Annotated in this window: 16 protein-coding genes and 1 riboswitch; of the genes, 9 read left to right on the top strand and 7 right to left on the bottom strand. The window is 45.7% G+C overall.

The features are described from left to right. Window positions 1-64: 64 nt before the first annotated feature. Window positions 65-149: riboswitch (Fluoride riboswitch) on the bottom strand. 155 nt (window positions 150-304) lie between these two features. After that, window positions 305-598: a YebG family protein gene (locus A136_RS21895; RefSeq protein ID WP_008223840.1), complete on the bottom strand. Its 294-nt coding sequence runs from the start codon at window positions 596-598 to the stop codon at window positions 305-307. A gap of 88 nt (window positions 599-686) precedes the next feature. Beyond that, window positions 687-1,583 carry a LysR family transcriptional regulator gene (locus A136_RS21890; protein ID WP_017059889.1) on the bottom strand — a complete coding sequence of 299 codons (897 nt, stop codon included), beginning with the start codon at window positions 1,581-1,583 and terminating at the stop codon, window positions 687-689. Between the two features lie 208 nt (window positions 1,584-1,791). On the opposite strand from A136_RS21890, the gene A136_RS21885 reads away from it, so the two are divergent. The 5 genes from A136_RS21885 to recD all read left to right on the top strand — a co-directional run bounded on the left by A136_RS21885 (window position 1,792) and on the right by recD (window position 12,640). Continuing rightward, window positions 1,792-2,742: a TDT family transporter gene (locus tag A136_RS21885; RefSeq protein ID WP_017064199.1), complete on the top strand. Its 951-nt coding sequence runs from the start codon at window positions 1,792-1,794 to the stop codon at window positions 2,740-2,742. Window positions 2,743-2,869: 127 nt separating this feature from the next. Beyond that, entirely contained in the window at window positions 2,870-6,346 is a 3,477-nt protein-coding gene (recC, locus tag A136_RS21880) for an exodeoxyribonuclease V subunit gamma (protein WP_017064198.1), read from the top strand. A gap of 6 nt (window positions 6,347-6,352) precedes the next feature. Then, on the top strand, window positions 6,353-6,514 hold the full coding sequence (locus tag A136_RS22910; protein ID WP_171732527.1) for a hypothetical protein: 162 nt from the start codon (window positions 6,353-6,355) through the stop codon (window positions 6,512-6,514). A gap of 241 nt (window positions 6,515-6,755) precedes the next feature. Further along, window positions 6,756-10,430: an exodeoxyribonuclease V subunit beta gene (gene recB / locus A136_RS21875; protein WP_017064196.1), complete on the top strand. Its 3,675-nt coding sequence runs from the start codon at window positions 6,756-6,758 to the stop codon at window positions 10,428-10,430. Then, a complete protein-coding gene (gene recD / locus A136_RS21870; protein ID WP_017064195.1) occupies window positions 10,430-12,640 on the top strand; it encodes an exodeoxyribonuclease V subunit alpha in 2,211 nt (736 codons plus the stop codon). Before recB ends, recD begins: the two co-directional genes overlap by 1 nt. Window positions 12,641-12,721: 81 nt before the next feature. Here the strand turns inward: recD and A136_RS22485 are convergent, their stop codons facing one another. Together A136_RS22485 and argA are read right to left on the bottom strand one after the other, a co-directional pair. Beyond that, window positions 12,722-12,913 (bottom strand): hypothetical protein, encoded by a 192-nt coding sequence (locus A136_RS22485; protein ID WP_046224581.1) that lies wholly within the window; start codon window positions 12,911-12,913, stop codon window positions 12,722-12,724. A 283-nt stretch (window positions 12,914-13,196) separates the two neighbouring features. Next, a complete protein-coding gene (gene argA / locus A136_RS21860) occupies window positions 13,197-14,534 on the bottom strand; it encodes an amino-acid N-acetyltransferase (RefSeq protein WP_017064194.1) in 1,338 nt (445 codons plus the stop codon). A gap of 161 nt (window positions 14,535-14,695) precedes the next feature. Between argA and A136_RS21855 the strand changes: the two genes are divergently transcribed. From A136_RS21855 to csdE, 4 genes are all read left to right on the top strand, one after another. Next, the gene (locus tag A136_RS21855) at window positions 14,696-15,169 is read left to right on the top strand and encodes a DUF2850 domain-containing protein (protein WP_017064193.1); all 474 of its coding nucleotides are present in this window, start codon (window positions 14,696-14,698) and stop codon (window positions 15,167-15,169) included. Between the two features lie 81 nt (window positions 15,170-15,250). Beyond that, window positions 15,251-16,363, top strand: a complete 1,113-nt coding sequence (gene mltA / locus A136_RS21850; RefSeq protein WP_017064192.1) for a murein transglycosylase A — start codon at window positions 15,251-15,253, stop codon at window positions 16,361-16,363. A gap of 113 nt (window positions 16,364-16,476) precedes the next feature. Further along, entirely contained in the window at window positions 16,477-17,286 is an 810-nt protein-coding gene (tcdA, locus tag A136_RS21845; protein ID WP_017059899.1) for a tRNA cyclic N6-threonylcarbamoyladenosine(37) synthase TcdA, read from the top strand. 37 nt (window positions 17,287-17,323) lie between these two features. Beyond that, entirely contained in the window at window positions 17,324-17,752 is a 429-nt protein-coding gene (gene csdE / locus A136_RS21840) for a cysteine desulfurase sulfur acceptor subunit CsdE (RefSeq protein WP_017059900.1), read from the top strand. A 69-nt stretch (window positions 17,753-17,821) separates the two neighbouring features. Here the strand turns inward: csdE and csdA are convergent, their stop codons facing one another. From csdA to A136_RS21825, 3 genes are all read right to left on the bottom strand, one after another. After that, window positions 17,822-19,033 (bottom strand): cysteine desulfurase CsdA, encoded by a 1,212-nt coding sequence (csdA, locus tag A136_RS21835; RefSeq protein ID WP_017064191.1) that lies wholly within the window; start codon window positions 19,031-19,033, stop codon window positions 17,822-17,824. Between the two features lie 87 nt (window positions 19,034-19,120). Further along, the gene (gene panE, locus A136_RS21830; RefSeq protein ID WP_017064190.1) at window positions 19,121-20,014 is read right to left on the bottom strand and encodes a 2-dehydropantoate 2-reductase; all 894 of its coding nucleotides are present in this window, start codon (window positions 20,012-20,014) and stop codon (window positions 19,121-19,123) included. 110 nt (window positions 20,015-20,124) lie between these two features. Continuing rightward, the gene (locus A136_RS21825) at window positions 20,125-20,907 is read right to left on the bottom strand and encodes an outer membrane protein OmpK (RefSeq protein ID WP_017059903.1); all 783 of its coding nucleotides are present in this window, start codon (window positions 20,905-20,907) and stop codon (window positions 20,125-20,127) included. Window positions 20,908-21,027: the final 120 nt, after the last annotated feature.

Below are 21,027 nucleotides of genomic sequence, written 5' to 3'. Positions count from 1 at the left end.
TAATAGACTAAGTCCATTTCAAAATGGAGGAATAGCGATACGTCCAACAGTATTACCTGTTTTCGATTCTGTAGGAGTCATTAGCACTGTTCGGAAAGAACGGGCGGTTGAAGCAAAAGCTTAGGTGGAACCCCATCACCTGATGGCTATAGATTAGATCTTCCTCACACTTTCATGCAAGCGAATGTTTAGAGCGATTTCGACTATAAACAAGCTTCATTATATTTCGATAAGTATAAAAAAACGCCAATAACGAACTCTGATTAGAGGCGTCATTGACGTTTTTTAGAAAGGTATCAGCTAGTTAAGCTGCATCTTCTTCTGCGTCTTCAACAGCTTCAAGCTTCTTAGCTTTTTTCGGAGCTGGCTTACGCTTAGCACCTAATGCGTAAAGAACTTCTTCTTTGTTCTTCGCTAGGTACATTGCAAGTTCTTCTTGCTTGCCTTCATCTTCAACTAAATCGCTTTTGCCTAACAGTTCAAAAAGCTCATCAGCCATATCCAGCATTTTGTCGTATGCGTCAGCTTCGGCTTTAGAGGTAAAAGTCATTTTCTCTTCTCCGTTGCGTTCCACCACGTACTTGACGATAACAGCCATGGTTAATCCTCTAAGTTTGATAAATTTTACTGGCTTTTTATACAGTTTCTGATGTTAAAAGTCCAGTTGGAGCCCGTACTATGCGGCCTCAATCTTGATGTGCCGCCCAGTCTTCACAATAACTCATGAAAGATTTCAGCAGTGGGCTTTGATATTTGTCTTTATGGACCAGCATCCAGAATCGGCGTTTCATATCAAGTGGCACATTAAGCGCTTTTACTCGGCCTGAATCGATCGCTCGCTGAGCAGCTAAACGAGACAAACAGGCAAAGCCAAGACCGGCAGAAACAGAGTTGATGATTGCTTCTGTGGTGTTGAGTTCAAAAGATTCATACCAATGTTCGATGCGCGGTGCGACGGCACGAAGGAAAAACTCGCGAGTCCCTGAGCCTGATTCACGTAAAATCCAATGGCTGTCTTCTAAATCGCTTAAAATCACTTTTTCTTTGGCAACGAGAGGATGTTGATTACTAACAATAATGCACATTTCATCGCTGCTAAACTGACTCGAAATGAGTTCAGGGTGTAATGTTTTTCCTTCAATTAGCGCGATATCAAGTTCATAATCCACCAACTTTTGGCAGATCAGTGCACTGTTTGAAATGAACAAGCTTTGATCCTGATGTTGAGTTCGTTCGCGAAAGCCTGACAAAATAAACGGTGCGACCTGATTACCAATCGTGTCACTCGCGCCGACCTTTAGATTGCCACTTAAAGGCTGATCATCACGGAACAAAACATCAATACCAGCAGCACGATGTAATATTTCATCCGCCAATGGAAGTAACTTATGTCCCTCTTGGTTGAGAATTAATCGGTTGTTGACCCGGTCAAATAGAGAGTGGCCGAGTTGTTTCTCCATTTCGCCTAGTGCCATGCTGACCGCAGCTTTAGACAGAAACAGAGCCTCAGAGGCAGCAGTCAATGTCGAGTGCTGAGTAATAGTGACGAACACTTTGAGCTGTTTTATTGAAATATTAGCCATCAGATTCCTAGTTTTACTCTGCTGGTGAAAATGGATTCTGTTCAGTATTGATGAACACTTGTTATATATAATTGGATATTGTTTAACGAAGCGCAAGCGTATTATGGCTTCAACAAGCTGATGAGTTCACAAGTTTAGTGAATTAGGTTTAAGAGAGGCTGACATGATTCAACGTATTAAATATAGATTAACAGGAGCTCCAACACCCATGGCAGGGTTAGCACTCGCAATTGCAAGCTTAGGCTGGTGTTGGGATGGTGTTCTAGTCGCACAAGGTATCTTACACACACCGGGTTTGGTGCAGTGGATCAGTGCTGGCATTACGGCGGTATTACTTCTTGTTTTAGCTGTGAAATTTTTGATTCATGGTCACCTATTGCGTGAAGATCTTGCTCACCCTGTTGTCGGCAGTGTGGTACCAACATTTGCAATGGGGTGCATGGTGGTGTCAGCGTCTTTGGCGCCAATCTCTCAATTCTTACAAGAAGCTATGTGGTTGGCTTCTGTGGCTTTGCATGTTGTGTTTCTAATGAGCTTTTTGTACCACAGAGCTAAAAACTTTGAGATTCACCACATGGTGCCAAGCTGGTTTGTGCCACCGATCGGTATTATCGTCGCTGACGTCTCTTTCTCAGGTAATCCAGTTTTAGAGCCTGTAGCGAACGCTACTTTGGTATTCGGCTTATTGGTTTACGCTGTGATGCTACCACTGATGGTTTACCGTTTGATCTTCTCTCACGAAGTGCCAGATGCAGCAAAACCAACCATTGCGATTATGGCAGCACCGGCAAGCCTATCTTTGGCGGGTTACTTAACCGTTACTGCTAACCCTTCACCTGTGATCATTGGTTTACTATTTGGTATTGCAGTGTTGATGACGTTCATTATCTATATGGCGTTTTTCAAACTACTTCGTCTTCCATTTAGCCCTGGTTATGCAGCGTTTACCTTCCCAATCGTGATTGGTGCAACAGCCTTGTTCAAACTGGCTGCGTGGATGCAAGCACAAGGTATTGAAGCGCATTACATCAATCAAGTGTTTGGCCTAGCGTATCTAGAATTGATTGTGGCAACGTTTGTAGTGGGTTATGTGGCGGTTCGTTATTACATGAATTACAAACCTCACCGTGTTCTAAGCGCGGTAGGCAGTAGATTGTAAGAAGCAATAGTTCAAAAGATAAACGGAGCTTAAGTTTTCAGTATTTCATAAGCTTATATTCCTAATCCAAACTCGGCACTTATGCTAATCTGGCAGTATATTGTGGCAAGATTAGCGTGAGTGCACTTTGTTTACTGTTTACCATTCCAATAAAGTCGATACTTTAAAAATCCTTCTCGTTCATTTAATCAAAAGTGATCCTTTAGCCAACCCTTTCGAAAAAGAGCAGATCTTGGTTCAGAGCCCAGGTATGTCTCAATGGCTTAAGATGGAACTCGCCAAAGAGTTTGGTGTAGCAGCAAATATAGACTTTCCTCTTCCAGCAACCTTCATTTGGGATATGTTTACCCAAGTGCTTCCTGATGTACCTAAACGCAGTGCTTTTAACAAAGAAGCGATGACGTGGAAGCTAATGAGTTTGCTACCTGCGAAGCTTGACCACCCTGATTTCTTACCTCTACAACGCTACCTTGAAAACGACGAAGATGATTCGAAGTTGTACCAATTGGCAGAGAAAATTGCCGACATCTTCGATGGTTACTTGGTGTATCGACCGGAGTGGATGGCGATGTGGGAAGCGGGAGAGCCCGTTGCCGAGTTAATTGATGATGGGGGGCAACAAGAACATCCTTGGCAGCCAATTTTGTGGAAGACACTCTATGAGCAAACCCTGTCTCAAGGCCAATCGAAGTATCACCGTGGTAACTTGTATCACGACTTTATTGAAGCGTTAGCCAATCAACAAGGTCAGCTACAACACTTACCTAAGCGTCTGTTTGTGTTTGGTATCTCTTCGCTGCCTCCTCGTTATATGGACGCGTTGAAAGCACTTGGTGAGCAGATTGATGTTCATTTGATGTTTACCAACCCTTGCCAACATTATTGGGGCGATATTCGCGATCGTAAATACTTGGCAAGAGTTGAAGCGCAGCGTCGTAAGCAGTTTGCGTTGGTTGATGGTTTACCTCAGCTAGAAGGTGAAGTATCACCTTTGAAAGATGGCATTGAAGCCAACGTTGAAGATGAACTGCATACTAGCCAAGCTGTCGGTAATAGCTTGTTGGCGTCTATGGGTAAATTGGGCAGAGATAACCTGTTCTTGCTGTCTCAATTAGACAGCGAAGAGCATGAGTTCTTTATTGATGTCGAGAGAGACAGCCTGCTGCATCAACTGCAAGCCGATATTCTTGAGTTAGAAGAACACCAAGACGATCACATCTTAGACTCCAGCAACCATAAACAAGTGGTTGAGCTGGGCGATCGTTCGTTGACGGTACACGCTTGTCACAGCCCAATGCGCGAGGTTGAAGTTCTTCATGATCAGTTGTTAGCAATGTTTGACGCTGACCCGACATTAAAGCCACGCGATATCATTGTGATGGTGGCAGACATCAATGCTTACAGCCCTGCTATTCAGGCGGTATTTGGTAATGCTCCGGGTGAGCGTTATATCCCTTACTCGATCTCGGATAGAACCGCAGATCAAGAGAGCCCAATCCTGACCGCGTTCATGCAGTTAGTCGCGCTACCGAACACGCGTTGTCTAGCTTCTGAACTTCTAGAGTTATTAGAAATCCCAGCGATGATGGCACGCTTCGGTATTGATGAATTTCAATTTGAACAAGCTAAGCAGTGGGTTGAAGAAGCGGGTATCCGCTGGGGCGTCGATTCTTCTACGGCAACAGAGTTTGATTTGCCTGCCACCGAGCAAAATACTTGGCTATTTGGTATCCAGCGTATGTTACTGGGGTATGCGATGTCGGATTCCGCAGGTTTGTTTGAAACTGAACACTCTCCAATTGCTGCTTATAACGAAGTTCAGGGTATTAACGCCGAACTTGCTGGTAAGTTAGCGCACTTTATTGATCGTATTGCCCATTACCGTCAACGCCTTGCCGAGACGCAATCCATCGATATGTGGCGTGAAACCTTGCTGCAAATGATTGATGACTTCTTTGCCGTTGAACTAGAAGGCGAGGTGGTGCTTAAGTCGATTCGCGATGCACTTTATCAACTCAATGAACAGCTTGATGATGCCTTGTACGAACAAGAGCTATCGCCAAGCATTATCTATCAGTACTTGAATAATAAACTGTCGGGCGCGCGTATCAGTCAGCGTTTCTTAGCGGGGCAAGTGAACTTCTGTACCCTGATGCCGATGCGTTCCATCCCGTTCAAAACTGTTTGTCTGTTAGGCATGAATGACGGTGTTTACCCTCGCTCAATGCCGCCAGAAGGTTTTGACCTAATGAACGGGCGTACTCGTCCGGGAGATCGTTCTCGTCGTGATGATGACCGTTACCTATTCTTAGAGGCGATGTTGTCGGCGCAAGAGTGTTTATACATCAGTTATGTCGGCCGCTCGATTCAAGACAATACTGAGCGAGTACCGTCGGTATTGGTTTCTGAGTTGATTGAGTACTGCCACCAGAACTACTGCCTAAGTGCAGATCAAGCGCTACCAAGTGATGATTCTGGTATCAAGCTGACTCAAGCGATGAACTTTGAGCACACCATGACCCCGTTCAGCCCGGCAGCCTTTACACAAGGTGATGCAAGTCATGTATTGAGCTACGCCAAAGAATGGCTTCCTGCAGCTAACCGTTCCGGTGAGCGCAGTGGTGAATTCAATCGTGCCTTGGATGACTATTTGCTTGGTGTGACTTATCCGTTAGAACTCGATTTGGTTGAGCTACAGCGTTTCTGGCGCCTGCCAGTGCAATACTTCTTTAATCGTCGCCTAAAGGTAGTGTTTGAGCCACCGCTTCCGGTAATGGAAGACGACGAGCCGTTCGTGCTTAATGGCTTAGAAAGCTTCCAGCTTAAAGATGCGCTGCTGCAGGTACTGTTGGATCACCCAGAAGGAGCAGATGAAGCGGTTCGCTTGTTTGTTTCTGAGCAAAAAGCCCAAGGTCGATTACCGGTTGGTGCTTTTGGTGATATCGAGTTTGAAACCAACCGTGTTCAAGCAGAAGACTTAGCCAAAGAGATTCGATTTGTAAGTGGGCAGCCACAGCAAGATCTTGAGGTAAATATTGAATTTGACGTGCTAGGTGAAGGCAAACCGGTTCGTTTGATGGGCTGGCTTACTCAAAACTATCAATCGGGTTTAGTGCGTTTTCGTAGTGGCAAAATACGCTCTCAAGATTACTTGGCCGCGTGGATCGATCACTTGTGTTGTGCAGTGATGGGGCACGGCAAAACGACTCATATTATTGGCTATGACAGAAAAGAAGGCGTGGTTCACCAAACGCTACAGCCTATTGGCGATGCGCAGCAGGCGAAGAGTTTGTTGGCGGAGTTAGTACGACTGTTCTATCAAGGTATGACAGCACCACTGCCTTACTTCCCGAAAACCGCATTGGCTGGCGTTGAAGCGGGCTTTAGCCGTGGTAAATGGGTCGATGATGAAGAGAAGTCACTTAAGAAAATGGCCGATACTTTTAATGACAGCTTCGCTTTCACGGGCGAGGGTCGAGATACCTACATCTCGCGTATTTGGCCTAAGTGGGACGATGAGCTGGCGGCTGAGTCGCGTATGTATTCAACGCTTGTGTTACAGGCGGCAAGGTTGGCTGCTGCCGATCTGGAAGATCAGGAGTAAGTGGCTGTGATCGATAAGATCAATTGTGTGTACGCTGAACTAATGAAAGACGAAAGAGAGTCGCTGGTAAGCATTTGGGACGCTTGCTTTCAAGGTGAAGGGAATCAAGATGAAGAGAAGCAAGGTACAGTAAATAAAGTGGCCGCCAGTAAATCATTATTAGTGTAGGGCGTTCGCTGTACGGCCACAGGTCAGAGGGACCATTATTCTGTGGTTCAAAGTAACGCCGTAAAGTACAAAACTCGTACGTGCTCCTGAACTCGTGGGCGCATAGTAGCGGGGCGATCCGAATTGATCCGTGAGAGAGATCGCACTAACTATTAACAAATTAGCGTAGGACGTAAATTGAATGACGTTTTCCACGCTAGGTCACATTTGTAACAACACATTTATCAGAAGGCAGTAAGGCATGACGACCACAAGCAGTGTTCAGGTAATCGCTCCACAGACACTCGATACCATGACGTTTCCACTTCATGGCGCGCGTTTAATTGAAGCATCAGCGGGTACAGGTAAAACATTTACCATCGCTGGCTTGTACTTACGCCTACTGCTCGGGCATGGCACGGCCGCTCCACAAGGTGATCTGACTGAAGCCACTCGACACCATGAGCCGCTAACCGTAGACCAAATTCTGGTGGTGACCTTTACCGAAGCGGCAACCGCAGAGCTGCGAGATCGTATCCGTGCTCGAATCCATGATGCACGCATTGCGTTTGCTCGCGGGCAAAGTGATGACCCAGTGATTGCGCCTCTGTTGCAAGAGATCGAAGACCACGTAGGCGCTGCGAAAACACTGCTCAATGCCGAAAGGCAAATGGACGAAGCCGCGGTCTACACCATTCACGGCTTCTGTCAGCGTATGTTGACTCAAAATGCCTTCGAGTCTGGAAGCCGCTTTGATAATGAATTTGTGACCGATGAAAGTCACCTAAAAGCGCAAGTGGTTGCTGACTACTGGCGTAAGCAGTTTTACCCGCTGCCGATTCAACTGGCTGGTGAGGTTCGTAATATTTGGGGGTCACCTGCTGCGTTATTAGCAGACGTAAATCGTTATCTGACAGGATCTCCGCTGAAATTGACGGTAGATGCGATGTCGGGCGACCTGCAAACTCTGCACAACCAAAACCTAGATAAAGTGAAGCAACTTAAAGCGCTGTGGTGTGAATCCGAAGCGGACTTTTTGGCTTTGATCTCTGCTTCGGATGTGAACAAGCGTAGCTACACTAAGAAATCTCTGCCGACATGGTTAGAAGCTGTGACAGCATGGGCGCAGAGCGACACTCATGATTACCAGTTTCCAGATAAACTAGAGAAGTTCTCACAAGCAACGTTAATTGAAAAAACACCAAAAGGCGTCGCACCTCAGCATGCCGTTTTCGAAGCGATTGAAGATTTCTTAAATCACCCAGCCGACTTGAAAGCTCCATTGCTGGCACATGCGATTACCCATTGTCGAACTATGCTAGCAAAGGCGAAACAGCAAAAGCAGTGGTTATCATTTGATGATTTGTTGACTCAGTTATCTGCGTCGATTGATGTCGATGAGCAGTCCTTGCTGGTGGAAAGAATTCGCACACTCTACCCAGTTGCAATGATCGATGAATTCCAAGATACCGATCCGCTGCAATACAGTATTTTTAGCCGAATCTATCTCGATAATCCGCAGTGCGGCTTGTTTATGATCGGTGACCCGAAGCAGGCTATTTATGGCTTTCGTGGCGCAGATATCTTTACCTATATCAAGGCGAGAAACCAAGTTAGTGCTCACTACACCTTAGGCACTAACTGGCGTTCAAGTGCCGATATGGTCAGCGCAGTAAACCAAGTTTTTATGAACTCGGATAGCCCGTTTATCTACGATCAAGACATTCCATTCTTGCCCGTTGCTGCCAGTCCATCGGCCGACAAACGCCAATGGGTAATGAACGGAGAAACTCAGCACGCACTCACCTTTTGGCTGCAAGAGGCTGAAGACAAGCCGTTACCAAAGGGCGAATATCACAAGGCAATGGCAGAGGCGACGGCGAGTCAAATTCAAACCATTCTGACCGCTTCTCAAAACCAGCAAGCCTATTTTGATAACGGCAAAAAACAACATGCCGTGAATGCGGGTGATATTGCTGTCTTGGTTCGAACCGGCAGTGAAGGTCGCCTGATCAAAAATGCGCTGTCTGAACAAGGCATTGCGAGTGTGTATTTGTCGAACCGAGACAGTGTGTTTACCAGCTTAGTCGCACAAGATATTCAACGCTTGCTACAAGCTGTGCTGACACCTGAAAACGATCGAGCATTACGCGCCAGTTTAGCGTCGGAGTTGTTTGCTCTGGATGCCGCATCATTGGATGAACTCAACAACGATGAAGTGGTGTGGGAAAACGTCGTTAACGAGTTTAGAGAATATCGTAAGTTGTGGCTTCAGCGCGGCGTGTTGCCAATGCTTCGCAGCGTGATCAGTAAACGACATCTCGCGGAACGCTTACTGGAAGAAGAAAATGGTGAGCGCTCACTCACTGATTTAATGCACATTGGCGAATTGTTGCAACAAGCTAGGCAGGAGCTCGACAGTGACTATGGCTTGTTGCGTTGGTTGGCAGAAGCGATATCAGATGCACAAAATGGTTTAGGCGGCAGTGAAGATGACATTCAACGTCTTGAGTCAGAGAGAAACTTGGTTCAAATCGTTACTATTCACAAATCGAAAGGTTTGGAATATGACCTTGTATTCCTCCCATTTGTCGCGAGTTACCGAGAAGCGAGCGAAGGCAAGTTCTACGACCATGACTCAGATACCACGGTACTTGATATTACGGGTAGCGATAGTGCCTTAGCGCAAGCCGACAAAGAGCGATTGGCGGAAGACTTACGTTTGATTTACGTGGCGCTGACTCGTGCTGTTTATGGATGTTTTATTGGCATGGCACCGCTACGTAAAGGGCGTTCAACCAAAGAGCCGACCGGCGTGCACTTGAGTGCCATGGGCTATTTGGTTCAAAACGGACAAGAGCAAGGCATCGCCGAGTTGCATCAAGCTCTATCGGCTATTGAGGGTAAGAATTCCAGTGTGCTGTTAGCCGAAACACCTACCGCTCATGAACAAATTTTTGTGCAAACAGAGCAAGTGAGTGACGACTTACAGGCCAGTGAACTTAAGGCTTCAATTGACCGAGCTTGGCGTATCACCAGTTACTCGGGGCTTGTCAAACAGGGCAGTCACGGTGCGAGTCATGACGCGACCATTGAGGTGTCTGGTTTTGATATTGACTCGGCTGATGAGCAGGATGAGTCTGAGTTGATTGAGCCTGAACGCTCTATCTTTACGTTCCCTCGTGGTGCTCGCCCAGGTACTTTCTTACACACCTTGTTTGAGGAGGTTGAATTTACCGAGCCAGCAACCAGTGAACATAACACGCAAGTAATCACTCACTTATTAGAATCAGAGCAATATGAATTAGAGTGGCTACCTGTGCTTCAGCAACTGGTCGATACAGTGCTGAACACCGCATTAGACGGCAAGAACTTAAAGCTAAGCGAGAAAGACTCGACGCAACGTTTAGTTGAGATGGAATTCTTACTGCCGATCGAAGTATTGGCTGCATCTGAACTGAATCAAACCATTCAATATCACGATCCATTGTCAGCCAAAGCGGGCGATCTAGGTTTCCAAACCGTGCAAGGTATGTTGAAAGGCTTCATCGATTTGGTGTTTGAGCACCAAGGTAAATACTATGTACTCGACTGGAAATCGAATCACTTAGGAGATGATGTTGCTGTCTACCATGGCGAGGCATTGAAATCGGCGATGGCCGACCACCGCTACGATCTGCAATATCAAATCTATGCGCTGGCACTGCACCGCTTCCTACGCAGTCGCGTTGCGGATTACAGTTATGACGAACATTTCGGTGGGGTTTATTACTTGTTCCTAAGAGGAATGGATGGCCAATCACAACAAGGTGTTTTCTCGGCGAAACCAACACTGGCTTTGCTCGATGAAATGGATCAATTGATTGACGGTAAAGTGATAGACAGACGTTCAGCACAATTGAATGACGATGAAACTGGACAGATGGGGCTTTTATAATGACAACAACGACCACTAATACCGGCATAGATACTGCGAACACAGCAAAGCCAGTTTCACTTATTCCTGAGCAACTGATGGATGTACTCCAGTTTCTTGCGGATAAGGGTTCTATTCGTCAGTTGGATTATCAATTTGCCCGTTTTCTTGCTCAGCAAGCCACGAGCTACCCTCAAGAGATCGGCTTTCTCGCGGGGGTAGTGAGCCATGAATTAGGCAAAGGACACATTTGTACTCAGCTTATACAGCAGCATACGACAGGCCCTGAACTAGCGGCAGATCTTGCTCAGTTACTTGGGTTATACGGTGAAACTGCACTGCAATTGAACCAAAAACTGTTGGGTATTGATTGGGTGGCTGTGCTTCAATCATCAAACTTAGTGGGAACGACCAACGATTGTGTTAAGCCTCTAATGTTCGATGGGCAGCGTGTCTATTTACAGCGTTATTGGAACTACGAAGTTGTGTTGGCTGAGACCTTAAACCGTTTAAGTAAGCCGGTAGAGTTCAATACTGAGCAGAAAAAAGCGCTGACTGAAACGCTCAATCTGCTTTTTGCACGTAGCTATCATTTTCTGTTTAACGCCTTAGCCAGGGCTGAAGCAAATCAGCAGACGTCTCAGGTATTACGCCAACAATTGGTGTGTGACCATCTTGATATTGTGAATGAGCAGGCTTTAGATTGGGGATCAATCGACCAAGCGATTGTACAAGCTAAGCAGGTGACGGACTTAGATGTGTTGGACGACTTGGTGCCGTTATCGGCATGTTTGAACTGGCAAAAAGTCGCGGCAGCGGTGGCGCTGAGTCGTCGTTTTGCGGTGATTTCTGGTGGGCCGGGTACTGGTAAAACAACCACGGTAACCAAATTACTGTCGGCGATGGTCGAGCAATCTCTCAGCCAAGGTAAAACACCAACGATTAAGCTAGTGGCACCAACGGGTAAAGCGGCGGCGCGTTTAACCGAGTCGATCGGTAAAGCAATTGAACAGCTGCCATTAGCGCCTGAAGTGAAAGCCAACATACCGACCGAATCGAGCACCTTACACAGATTACTCGGCGCGATTCCTAACCGTGCTGAGTTTAGGCATAACCGACGCAATCCACTCCACCTTGATATCTTGGTAGTGGATGAAGCTTCAATGGTTGATCTGTCGATGATGTATAAGCTGGTGGATGCACTTCCTGAGCACGCAAGGCTCATCTTATTGGGTGATAAAGACCAACTCGCTTCAGTAGAGGCAGGTGCTGTGCTCGGTGATATCTGTTCATTCAACTCTGCAGGGTACAGCACAGCGCAAGGCAATTTGATTGCAGAGATGACAGGTTTTGATGCGATAGCTAAACCAAGACAAGACAAAGCTGGAGCGGTGAATCCGCCTGCGATTGCGGATAGCTTGTGTATGCTGCAGAAGAGTTATCGTTTCGATGCGCGATCCGGTATCGGTCAGCTGGCAAAAGCAATCAATAATGGTTCTGCGAATCAAGTAGACCAAGTGTTTGCCAAAGGTTTTGGCGATATCGAAAACCACCCTCTGTCGAGTGACAGTTATAACCTGATGCTGCGTACTTTGGTTAACGAGTATGGTGCGTACCTCAATAGAATGAATGTGCCGTTGGAAGAGTTAGAAACTCAAGAAGCGAGAGCGAAATCGGTACTCGATTTGTTCAGCCAATGCCGACTGTTGTGTTCCATTCGTGAAGGGGATTTTGGTGTTAAAGGCCTCAACCACAGAATTGAAAGAGCACTGGCCGCAAGGCGTTTGGTGAGCCCTCATAATGATGAGCTGTGGTATCACGGACGTCCTGTTATGGTGACGCGAAATGATCATGGCTTGGGTTTGTACAATGGTGATATTGGTATCTGTATGCTTGAGGCGGGTTCTAGTCAACCTGACTTAACCCCTCGTTTGAAGGTCTATTTTGAGTTGCCCGATGGCAGCGTAAAAGCTGTGCTACCAAGCCGAGTGCCCGATCATGAAACGGCTTATGCAATGACAATACACAAATCTCAGGGTAGTGAATTTGATCTGACCTTAATGATCTTGCCGCCAGATTTCAGCCCTATTTTAACGCGGGAGCTTATCTATACAGGTATTACACGTGCGAAGAAACGACTGATGATGTTCAGCGATACAAATGTGTTGAAGCGTGGGATTAAGGTGAAAACAGAGCGAGTGAGTGGTTTAGGCAGTCGCTTAACGAATTAGTCGTTTTGGACGGCTAGAGAAGGTTTTGAACTTAGGGCTAGACAAACACAAAGCAACCATCCTTGGTTGCTTTGAGCGTTATTAGGAATCAGAGCCTAAAAACGCTCGAGTGAACGATATGTGGTTTATCTTGTACTTTGCTTGGCAATTCAAAATAAACTCTTTTAGATTCTCGCTAACAGGGAACACGCAGTGTACGTCTAGCCCTTCTAAGAATTGGTTATCAGCCATATCCCAAAAACTTTGCAGCGAGTTACAAACAATGGTTCTCATATCAATATTGCTCTTTTTGCTGTTTATATTAACGAGCAGAGCTAATGTTAGCGTGCTGGCCGTCAACGGGTATAGCAATCCGTGCAGTGACCACCTCAATGAGTTCGACATGACTATCGAGATGGCAATTCCAATAAAAACATTTGTTAAGATTATTAAAGCGTCTAAATTCTATACAATTATACGTGTGAGTGAAAGTGCATAGTTAATAAATCTCATATAGAAAACGATTACATTTGCAATTATTTTTCCTTTGAAGTGAGATTTTAGTCCAAAACTTTATTTACACATTTAACGCTAAGATTTTTGAGTTACGTTGATAGTTGTACAGCCCCTGTTTTTCCATCGGTAGCTCATCAACTCCGATCTCGTAAAACCCTTGTTCACGGAACCAATGCAGGCTATGTGTGGTTAAAACGAAAATTTGGTCGATATCACGAGACTTCGATTGATGACGCATGTAGTCCAGTAATATTTGCCCACGGTTTCCATCGCGATAGTCAGGGTGAATCGCCACACACGCCATCTCTGCCATGTGATCTTCCGGATACGCATATAGTGCAGCGCAACCAATAATCAGTCCGTCTTTTTCGATAATCGTAAAGCGGTGAATCTCTTGTTCCAATTGTTCTCTTGAGCGACGAACGAGAATGCCTTGTTCTTCCAAAGGACGAATAAGGTCAAATATGCCACCAATATCGTCAATCTGAGCTTGTCTTACTTGCTCGGCACTAGCCATGACCACTTGGGTTCCAATACCGTCAAAAGAGAACAACTCTTGGATTAATGCGCCATCTACCTTGTAGCTGATTAGATGACAACGAGGCACACCAGCTCGACAAGCGGAGATCGCTCCTTTCAAGAAGCGCAGTGTTCCTGTGCTCATGTCTTCGGCAGGATTTTGAGATTCCGTTAATCGTTCTAGAATTTGCTTGGCATCTTTAGGGAAGAGTTCGGCGAGCACGTTACCGCGTTCATCTGTTACCCCTTGTTCGGAGCAGAAGCCAATCAGCTTGTCGGCCTTTAGACGAATAGCAACTTGGGTAGCGACCTCTTCAGAAAGTAGGTTAAAGCTTTCGCCTGTCACGGAGCTGGCAATAGGGCCAAGCAGTACAATTGAACCTTGGTCAAGCGTGCGATTGATCCCTTCGATATCGATTCGACGAATACGCCCGCTATGGCAATAATCCGTACCGTCATCCACGCCAAGCGGTTGAGCCGTAATGAAGTTACCACTCATAACATTGAGTTGAGTGCCTGCCATCGGCGTGTTGTTTAAGCTCATTGAGAGGCGTGCGGTGATGGCAAGTTGAAGCTGTCCAGCAGCCTGCATAGCGACGCCCAAAGAATATTCATCAGTGACCCTAATATTCTTGTGATAAGGCGTATGGCAATCTTGCTTGGCGAGCAATTGGTTGATCTGCGGTCTTGCCCCGTGAACGAGAACAATCTTTACTCCAAGGCTGTGGAGCAAGGCTATATCACTAATAATGTTACCAAAGTTCCTGTCGGCAACGGCTTCGCCTCCCAGCATAATGACCATGGTTTTGCCACGGTGAGCATTTACGTAAGGGGTTGATTGTCTGAAACCTTTTACTAGCGCTGTACTTCTTAATTTCACAGAACAAGTCCATTTTGTTTATTTATTCGATAATTTAGCATTTAAATTCAAATGTAAACAACACCTTTTTGGAATAAAGCGCAAACTATTCTTATCTAGGCTTCAATATATAAACTGTCTCAGTGTAGAATGCGCATAGCATCCTTATGAGTAGTCACCGAATGCAACAAGCTCCAGCAACAAAGAACAAAATCGATGAGATAACCAAAGGTCTCTACAGCGAAGCTGATCAGCGCAATCAATCTAAGTTGAAGCGTAAGATCATTGAACGTTGTTTAATGGTTCTAGCCTTAGTGGGTTCGTTTGCGGTGGTTTCTTTGTTCGGCGATGTGCTTTCCCGAGTGCAAAATGCGGCGACGCCCGACAATCTGATATACGGCACTTGGATAGAGCAAGATGTTGCACATTATGCGACCGATGAGTTTGTTCTGAATGCTAATGGTGTGTCAGTTCGTGGGTCTGTTGTTTCGACGAGCTTTGACTTTGATGGAAACTACTTTGAATACAAGGCGGGTGATAAAACCTATCGCTTCCGCATGACCAATTCTGACAATACAGAAATGGTGCTCGATTCTGACAGTCACTACAATCCCATCTTCCGCCTTAAGGGCCATATCGATAACTCCGTCCGATAGGTTATCTTCTTGTAAACTCTTACAATCTAAGATTGTGTTATCTGACTGTTTTTGTCATCCTCGATGCATAGAATTTTTAGGATGACTCTTGTGATTAAAAAATGGCTTCCCCTTGTCGCTGCCTCTTTGTTATTTGGCTGTGCTCAACCCACTGATCTTGCTCAGCAACACCTTGATGACGAATTTCCTCGCACCTTGAATAAGGTCGATCAGGTTGAATCCAATAAACCAAGAGACTACACCGCATTTGCAGAACAAGCTGAGATGGTGGTTTCTAAATCCCCTTCGATGGCTAAAATCTATGAGCCGCTTTATCAACAACTCAATGAGTGGGCGATGTTGAGTGGAGATCCAAGCGAGCTAGCGAATTTTGGCGTTCAAACCGCTCAACTAGGTGGTGGTGATAAACAAGGCAATGTTTTGTTCACGGGCTACTTTTCTCCTGTGATGGAGCTGCGCCACGAAGCGAATGAAGAATATCGTTACCCTGTTTACGGGCTTCCTGAGTGTGGTAAAGAGTGTCCAACACGCCAAGAGATTTACAACGGCGCACTAGAAGGTCAGGGCCTTGAGTTAGGTTACTCAGCAAACCGTATCGACCCATTTATGATGGAAGTACAGGGCAGTGGATTTGTACACTTCGGTGATGATGACACGCTGCAGTATTTCGCCTACGCGGGTAAGAACAATAAAGCTTATGTGAGCATTGGCCGTGTTCTGATTGAACGAGGCTTAGTTCCACGCGAAAAAATGTCGCTAAAAGCAATCAAAGAGTGGGTATTGGCAAACGATCCTGAAGTGGTCAAAGAGCTGCTTGAGCAAAACCCATCTTTCGTGTTTTTTGAAGCGAGAGACGACCTATCGGTAATGGGCAGCGCGGGCATTCCTCTATTACCGATGGCGGCGGTAGCGGGCGATCGCTCTATCTTACCTATGGGAACACCGATTCTTGCTGAGGTTCCACTACTGAATGCTGATGGTACTTGGAGCGGCGCTCATCAACTAAGACTGCTATTGGTTTTGGATACGGGCGGCGCGGTTAAGCAAAACCATTTGGACCTTTACCACGGCATGGGCCCTCGAGCGGGTACAGAAGCGGGCCATTACAAGCATTTTGGTCGTGTGTGGAAGCTCGGTTTAGATGGCAGCGCAACTGAAGCGCCTTGGGCTTTGCCTCCTGAAAAGGTTGAGTAAGCTACAATAAAATAGGGCATTGAAAGCGAATCGCTAATCCCCTAGACTTTTTATTCAAGAGTGCGTATAAAACGCACTCTTTTCTTTTTCTCAGAAATAAATTGGCGGCAACAATGCGTGAATTGACCACTCCAGCTTCAGAAAACTATGACCAACGATTTGGTGGCACCCGTCGCCTATATGGCAATAGTGAAGTCGACATACTTAGAGCAGCACACGTGTGTGTGATCGGTATTGGTGGTGTCGGTTCATGGGCGGTTGAAGCGCTTGCTCGTACTGGTTTAGGTGAGCTGACTTTGATCGATATGGATGATGTGTGTGTGACCAACATCAACCGTCAGATCCACGCAATGTCGGGTACCGTTGGTAAAAGCAAAATTGAAGTGATGGCAGAGCGCGTTAAGCTGATTAACCCTGAGTGTAAAGTTAACCTGATTGACGACTTCATCGGCCCAGACAATCAGGCTGAATACCTGTCGAAAGAGTTCGACTTTGTATTAGATGCGATTGACAGCATGAAAGCTAAGGCTTCACTGTTGGCATATTGTCGTAGCAACAAAATTAAGGTGATCACCACTGGTGGTGCGGGTGGTCAAATCGATCCGACTCAAATCAAAGTGGCTGATCTGACGAAGACGATTCAAGATCCGCTCGCGAAGAAGCTAAAAGATACCCTTCGTCGTCATCATAATTTCCCTAAGAATCCAGCACGTAAGTTTGGTATCGATTGTGTGTTCTCAACTGAACAGCTGAAATACCCTCAAGCTGACGGCAGTGTCTGTGCTGCGAAAGCGACAGCAGAAGGTCCAAAACGTATGGATTGTGCGACGGGTTTTGGTGCGGCAACAGTTGTAACGGCGACGTTTGGTTTTGTAGCTGTTTCGCGTATCGTTGAAAAGCTGATTCAAAAGCACGCTAAGTAACGTCTTTTACTCAATTAACAATCGACTGGATATTAAAATGACCACATTCCCAAGCTCTCCATTCGGCACTGAAATTACCAGTGATGATATCGTCGCGAAGATGCAGACATTCAGCGGCTGGGAAGACCGTTATCGCCAAGTGATTCAATGGGGTAAGAAACTGCCAACGATGCCTGATGAACTGAAAAGTGAGCAGGTGATTGTCTCTGGCTGTGAAAGCCAAGTGTGGTTGGTTTCTCAAAATATCGACGGTGTTTGGCACTTTTGTGCTGATTCTGATGCTCGTATTGTGCGCGGTCTGATTGCATTAGTGATGGCTGCGTATGATGGAAAAACATCAGAGCAGGTTCAAGCGTTCGATATTGATGGTTACTTTGAACAAATCGGTCTAATTACCCACCTTAGCCCATCTCGCGGTAATGGATTAAAAGCGATTGTTGCTCAAATCCAAGAGCTAAGTGCTTAATATCTCCTTGATACACAGAAGCAAAAAGGGTTGACGTTAAACGCCAACCCTAAGTAATTTCGCTACTCCCTAAAGCATATCAACGGCTTTTTCTATCGCCGCTACGAGCTTTTCAACATCATCCATGTTGTTGTAAATACCAAATGAAATTCGAACCGTTCCTTTCACATTAAGTGCATCCATTAATGGGTGAGCACAATGATGTCCTGCACGTACTGCGATACCTTGCTGATCCAGTAGAGTCGCTATATCTTGATGGTGAACACCATCCATCACAAAAGTAATCACACTTGCGTTAGGTTGATACCCTAAAATCTGAATGTCATCCAGTTTACTGAGAGCAAGATAAGTCTCGTGTTGTAGTTGGTGGATATGATTTTCGACATCTTGTTGTACAAAACCACTTAACCATTCTATTGCGGTGCTTAGTGCTATGGCTCCTGCCACATTTGGCGTGCCCGCTTCGAATTTGCCAGGCAGTTCTGAAAAAGTAGTGCCAGAGAAAGAGACGCGCTCGACCATTTTGCCACCACCATGCCAAGGTGGCATCGCTTCTAACAATTCAAGCTTGCCGTAAAGCACACCGATGCCCGCAGGGGCATAGAGCTTGTGTCCAGAGAATACGTAGAAATCCGCACCTAAAGCTGCAACATCAATAGGCTCATGGACGATGCCTTGCGCGCCATCGACCACAACAATCGCATTCATCTTGTGTGCTTTTTCTATGACAGCTTCAATTGGCTGACGAGAACCCGTTACGTTGGTTACCTGAGCTAATGCAACAATCTTGGTTCGTTCATTTAAAAGCGTATCAAACGCGACTAGGTTAAATTCGCAATCCGGTGTCATCGGTACTTTAACGACTTTAGCACCGGTTTGCTCTGCGACAATTTGCCAAGGCACGATGTTGGCGTGATGCTCCATTTCGCTGACTAAGATCTCATCGCCAGGCTGAAGAGTACTTCTTGCGTAAGTTTGAGCAATTAAATTGAGCGCCTCGGTGGCACCACGAGTCCAGATGATCTCTTTTGAAGAGCTTGCACCGATAAACTGAGCGATCTTATCTCTGGCTGCTTCAAACTGACTGGTCGCGTTCGCTGTTAAACTATGGCTACCGCGGTGAACATTGGCATTTTGCTTGGAGTAATACTGGCTAATGGCATCAATAACTACCTGAGGTTTTTGTGTCGTTGCCGCGCTGTCTAAGTAAATCAATGGTTGTTGATTGATGGTTTGTGATAGCGCAGGGAACTGCTCTCGGATGTGATTGATATCAAGCATCTATTCTTACCTAAAATCTTGGGAATTGGTGCTAGCGTTGTGCTTAGCGGTATTGTTATTTTATCGCGACTTGTTAACCGTTGCTGACTAATCTTGATGATTCCAGCGATTTTCTTGCCCTTTGACTTGAGCGAACAGTCTTTGGTTAACAGGAACGTCTATCTGATGCTTGAGTGCAGTCTTAATAAGGTAGCCGTTAATGAAGTCGATCTCTGTTTTACGTTGGTAAAACATATCCTGCTTCATGGATGAATTGTTCTGTGCCGTGGCTTGGATAACCTGTTTGACGCTTGCTTCCAATTCATCGAATGAACAAACGATCCCTTCGGCTTGCATAACCTGCGTGAGCTCTTTAACGATAGAATTCAAAATACCCTCAAATCTTTTATCTGCAAGTTCGCCATTCTTGATTTGTTCAAGGCCCGTGAGTGGGTTGATCGCACAATTGATGGCGAGCTTAGTCCAAAGCGCGGTTTCTATTTGTGGGTTCCAACGCACAGCAGGGAGAGCATCATCTAAGACATCAACTAAAAACGCACACTGTTGGCCGATTTGGTTGAAAGCACCCAACTGGGTTTGTCCGATTCCTGTGTGAGACACATTATTGCGGTCGGGTTTGAATGCAGCTTGAGTAGTGGTTGCCAATATTATTGGGTAAGCATCAATTTGAGTGGCTATCTCATCAACCGCGCCCATTCCGTTATGCATGAATATGAGAATGGTGTCGGGATCGAGATGTTGAAGCAGTGGAGTGGTTGCTTCTGCTATTTGCCAAGCTTTGACCGTGAAAATAACCAAGTCACTCGCTGATAGCTTTTCGATATTGTTGTTACTGAAGGAAAGGGAAGCTTGTCCATCAAGTGATAAGTCAATTGAGTTATCAGTGGAACGACTCCACAAAGACACATTATGACCAGCTTGAAGTAGTTTTATTGCCCATAAAGAGCCGATGGCCCCTGGCCCAACAATAGTGATGTTCACAGCAATACCGAGATAAGAAAGTGATGCTGCAAGGATAGCGAGGCATTAAATGAAAGCAATAAAAAATGGCACCCGAGGGTGCCATTTAGGAAACTTTCTTAGAAGTTCGATTAGAACTTGTAAGTTACTGCAACGTAGTGACCGAAGCCTGTTGATTTGAATCCATCAGTATCTTTAATACCGTAGATGTCTTTGTAACCTTTTAGGCCGTAACCAACAGCAAAACGATCTGAGTGCCAGTAGATACCATTGTACATTGCACCACCGTTACTTGCAGAAGAGTACTTGTCTTCCAGACCAAATTGGTAATCGATGTAACCTTGGTAAGAGACGAATGAACCGTTCTCGAAGAAGTAGAAAGGTTTAAACCAGTTTGCAGAAACTTGGTAACCGTTCCAATCTTTGTTGTTTGAATCGTATGTACCGTAAAGGTTTAGGCCAATTTTGCCTAACCACGGAACCATTACGTCAGAACCTAAACCAACTTTTTGAGTGTTAACGCCAGAGTTACCACCCCATTCCATAAGTGTAGATACGTAAAGCTCTTGAACTGGACCGAAAGAAAGATCTTTACCTGTAAGTCCGTCTAGAGACATACGAGGAGCGAACTTCATGAACATCTTTTCAGCACCAGCTTTATCGCTGCCTGGATCAGACGTTAGGTTGAATACGTCAACATAGCCATAAAGGTCGAAGATTCCCGAGCGGCCACCGAATTCCATCTCTAGGTAATCATGTGAAGACTCACCTGGAAGTTCGTCAATTGCAGCCATAAGGTTGAATTGCATCCATTTGTAATCGTTCTTATGGATGTCGCCGTCAGAATAATCAGCCGCCATTACTGGAGCAGATGCTGCTGCAAGTAGGCCAAGAGTTAAAAGTGATTTACGCATAATGGAACTCTCTATGTTTGAAATAAGTAACCCGCTAATCCGTGCGTGTTTATGATGTCCGAATGTCGAGCATAATAGCGATTTTGTTCTCAAATAAAAGTGAGACGGAGTGAAAATTAC

Source organism: Vibrio crassostreae 9ZC13 (genome assembly GCF_000272045.2).
GTDB classification, from domain to species: domain Bacteria; phylum Pseudomonadota; class Gammaproteobacteria; order Enterobacterales; family Vibrionaceae; genus Vibrio; species Vibrio crassostreae_C.
The sequence above is the reverse complement of the archived record's forward strand: the minus strand, read 5'-3'. Positions and strand labels throughout refer to the sequence as shown.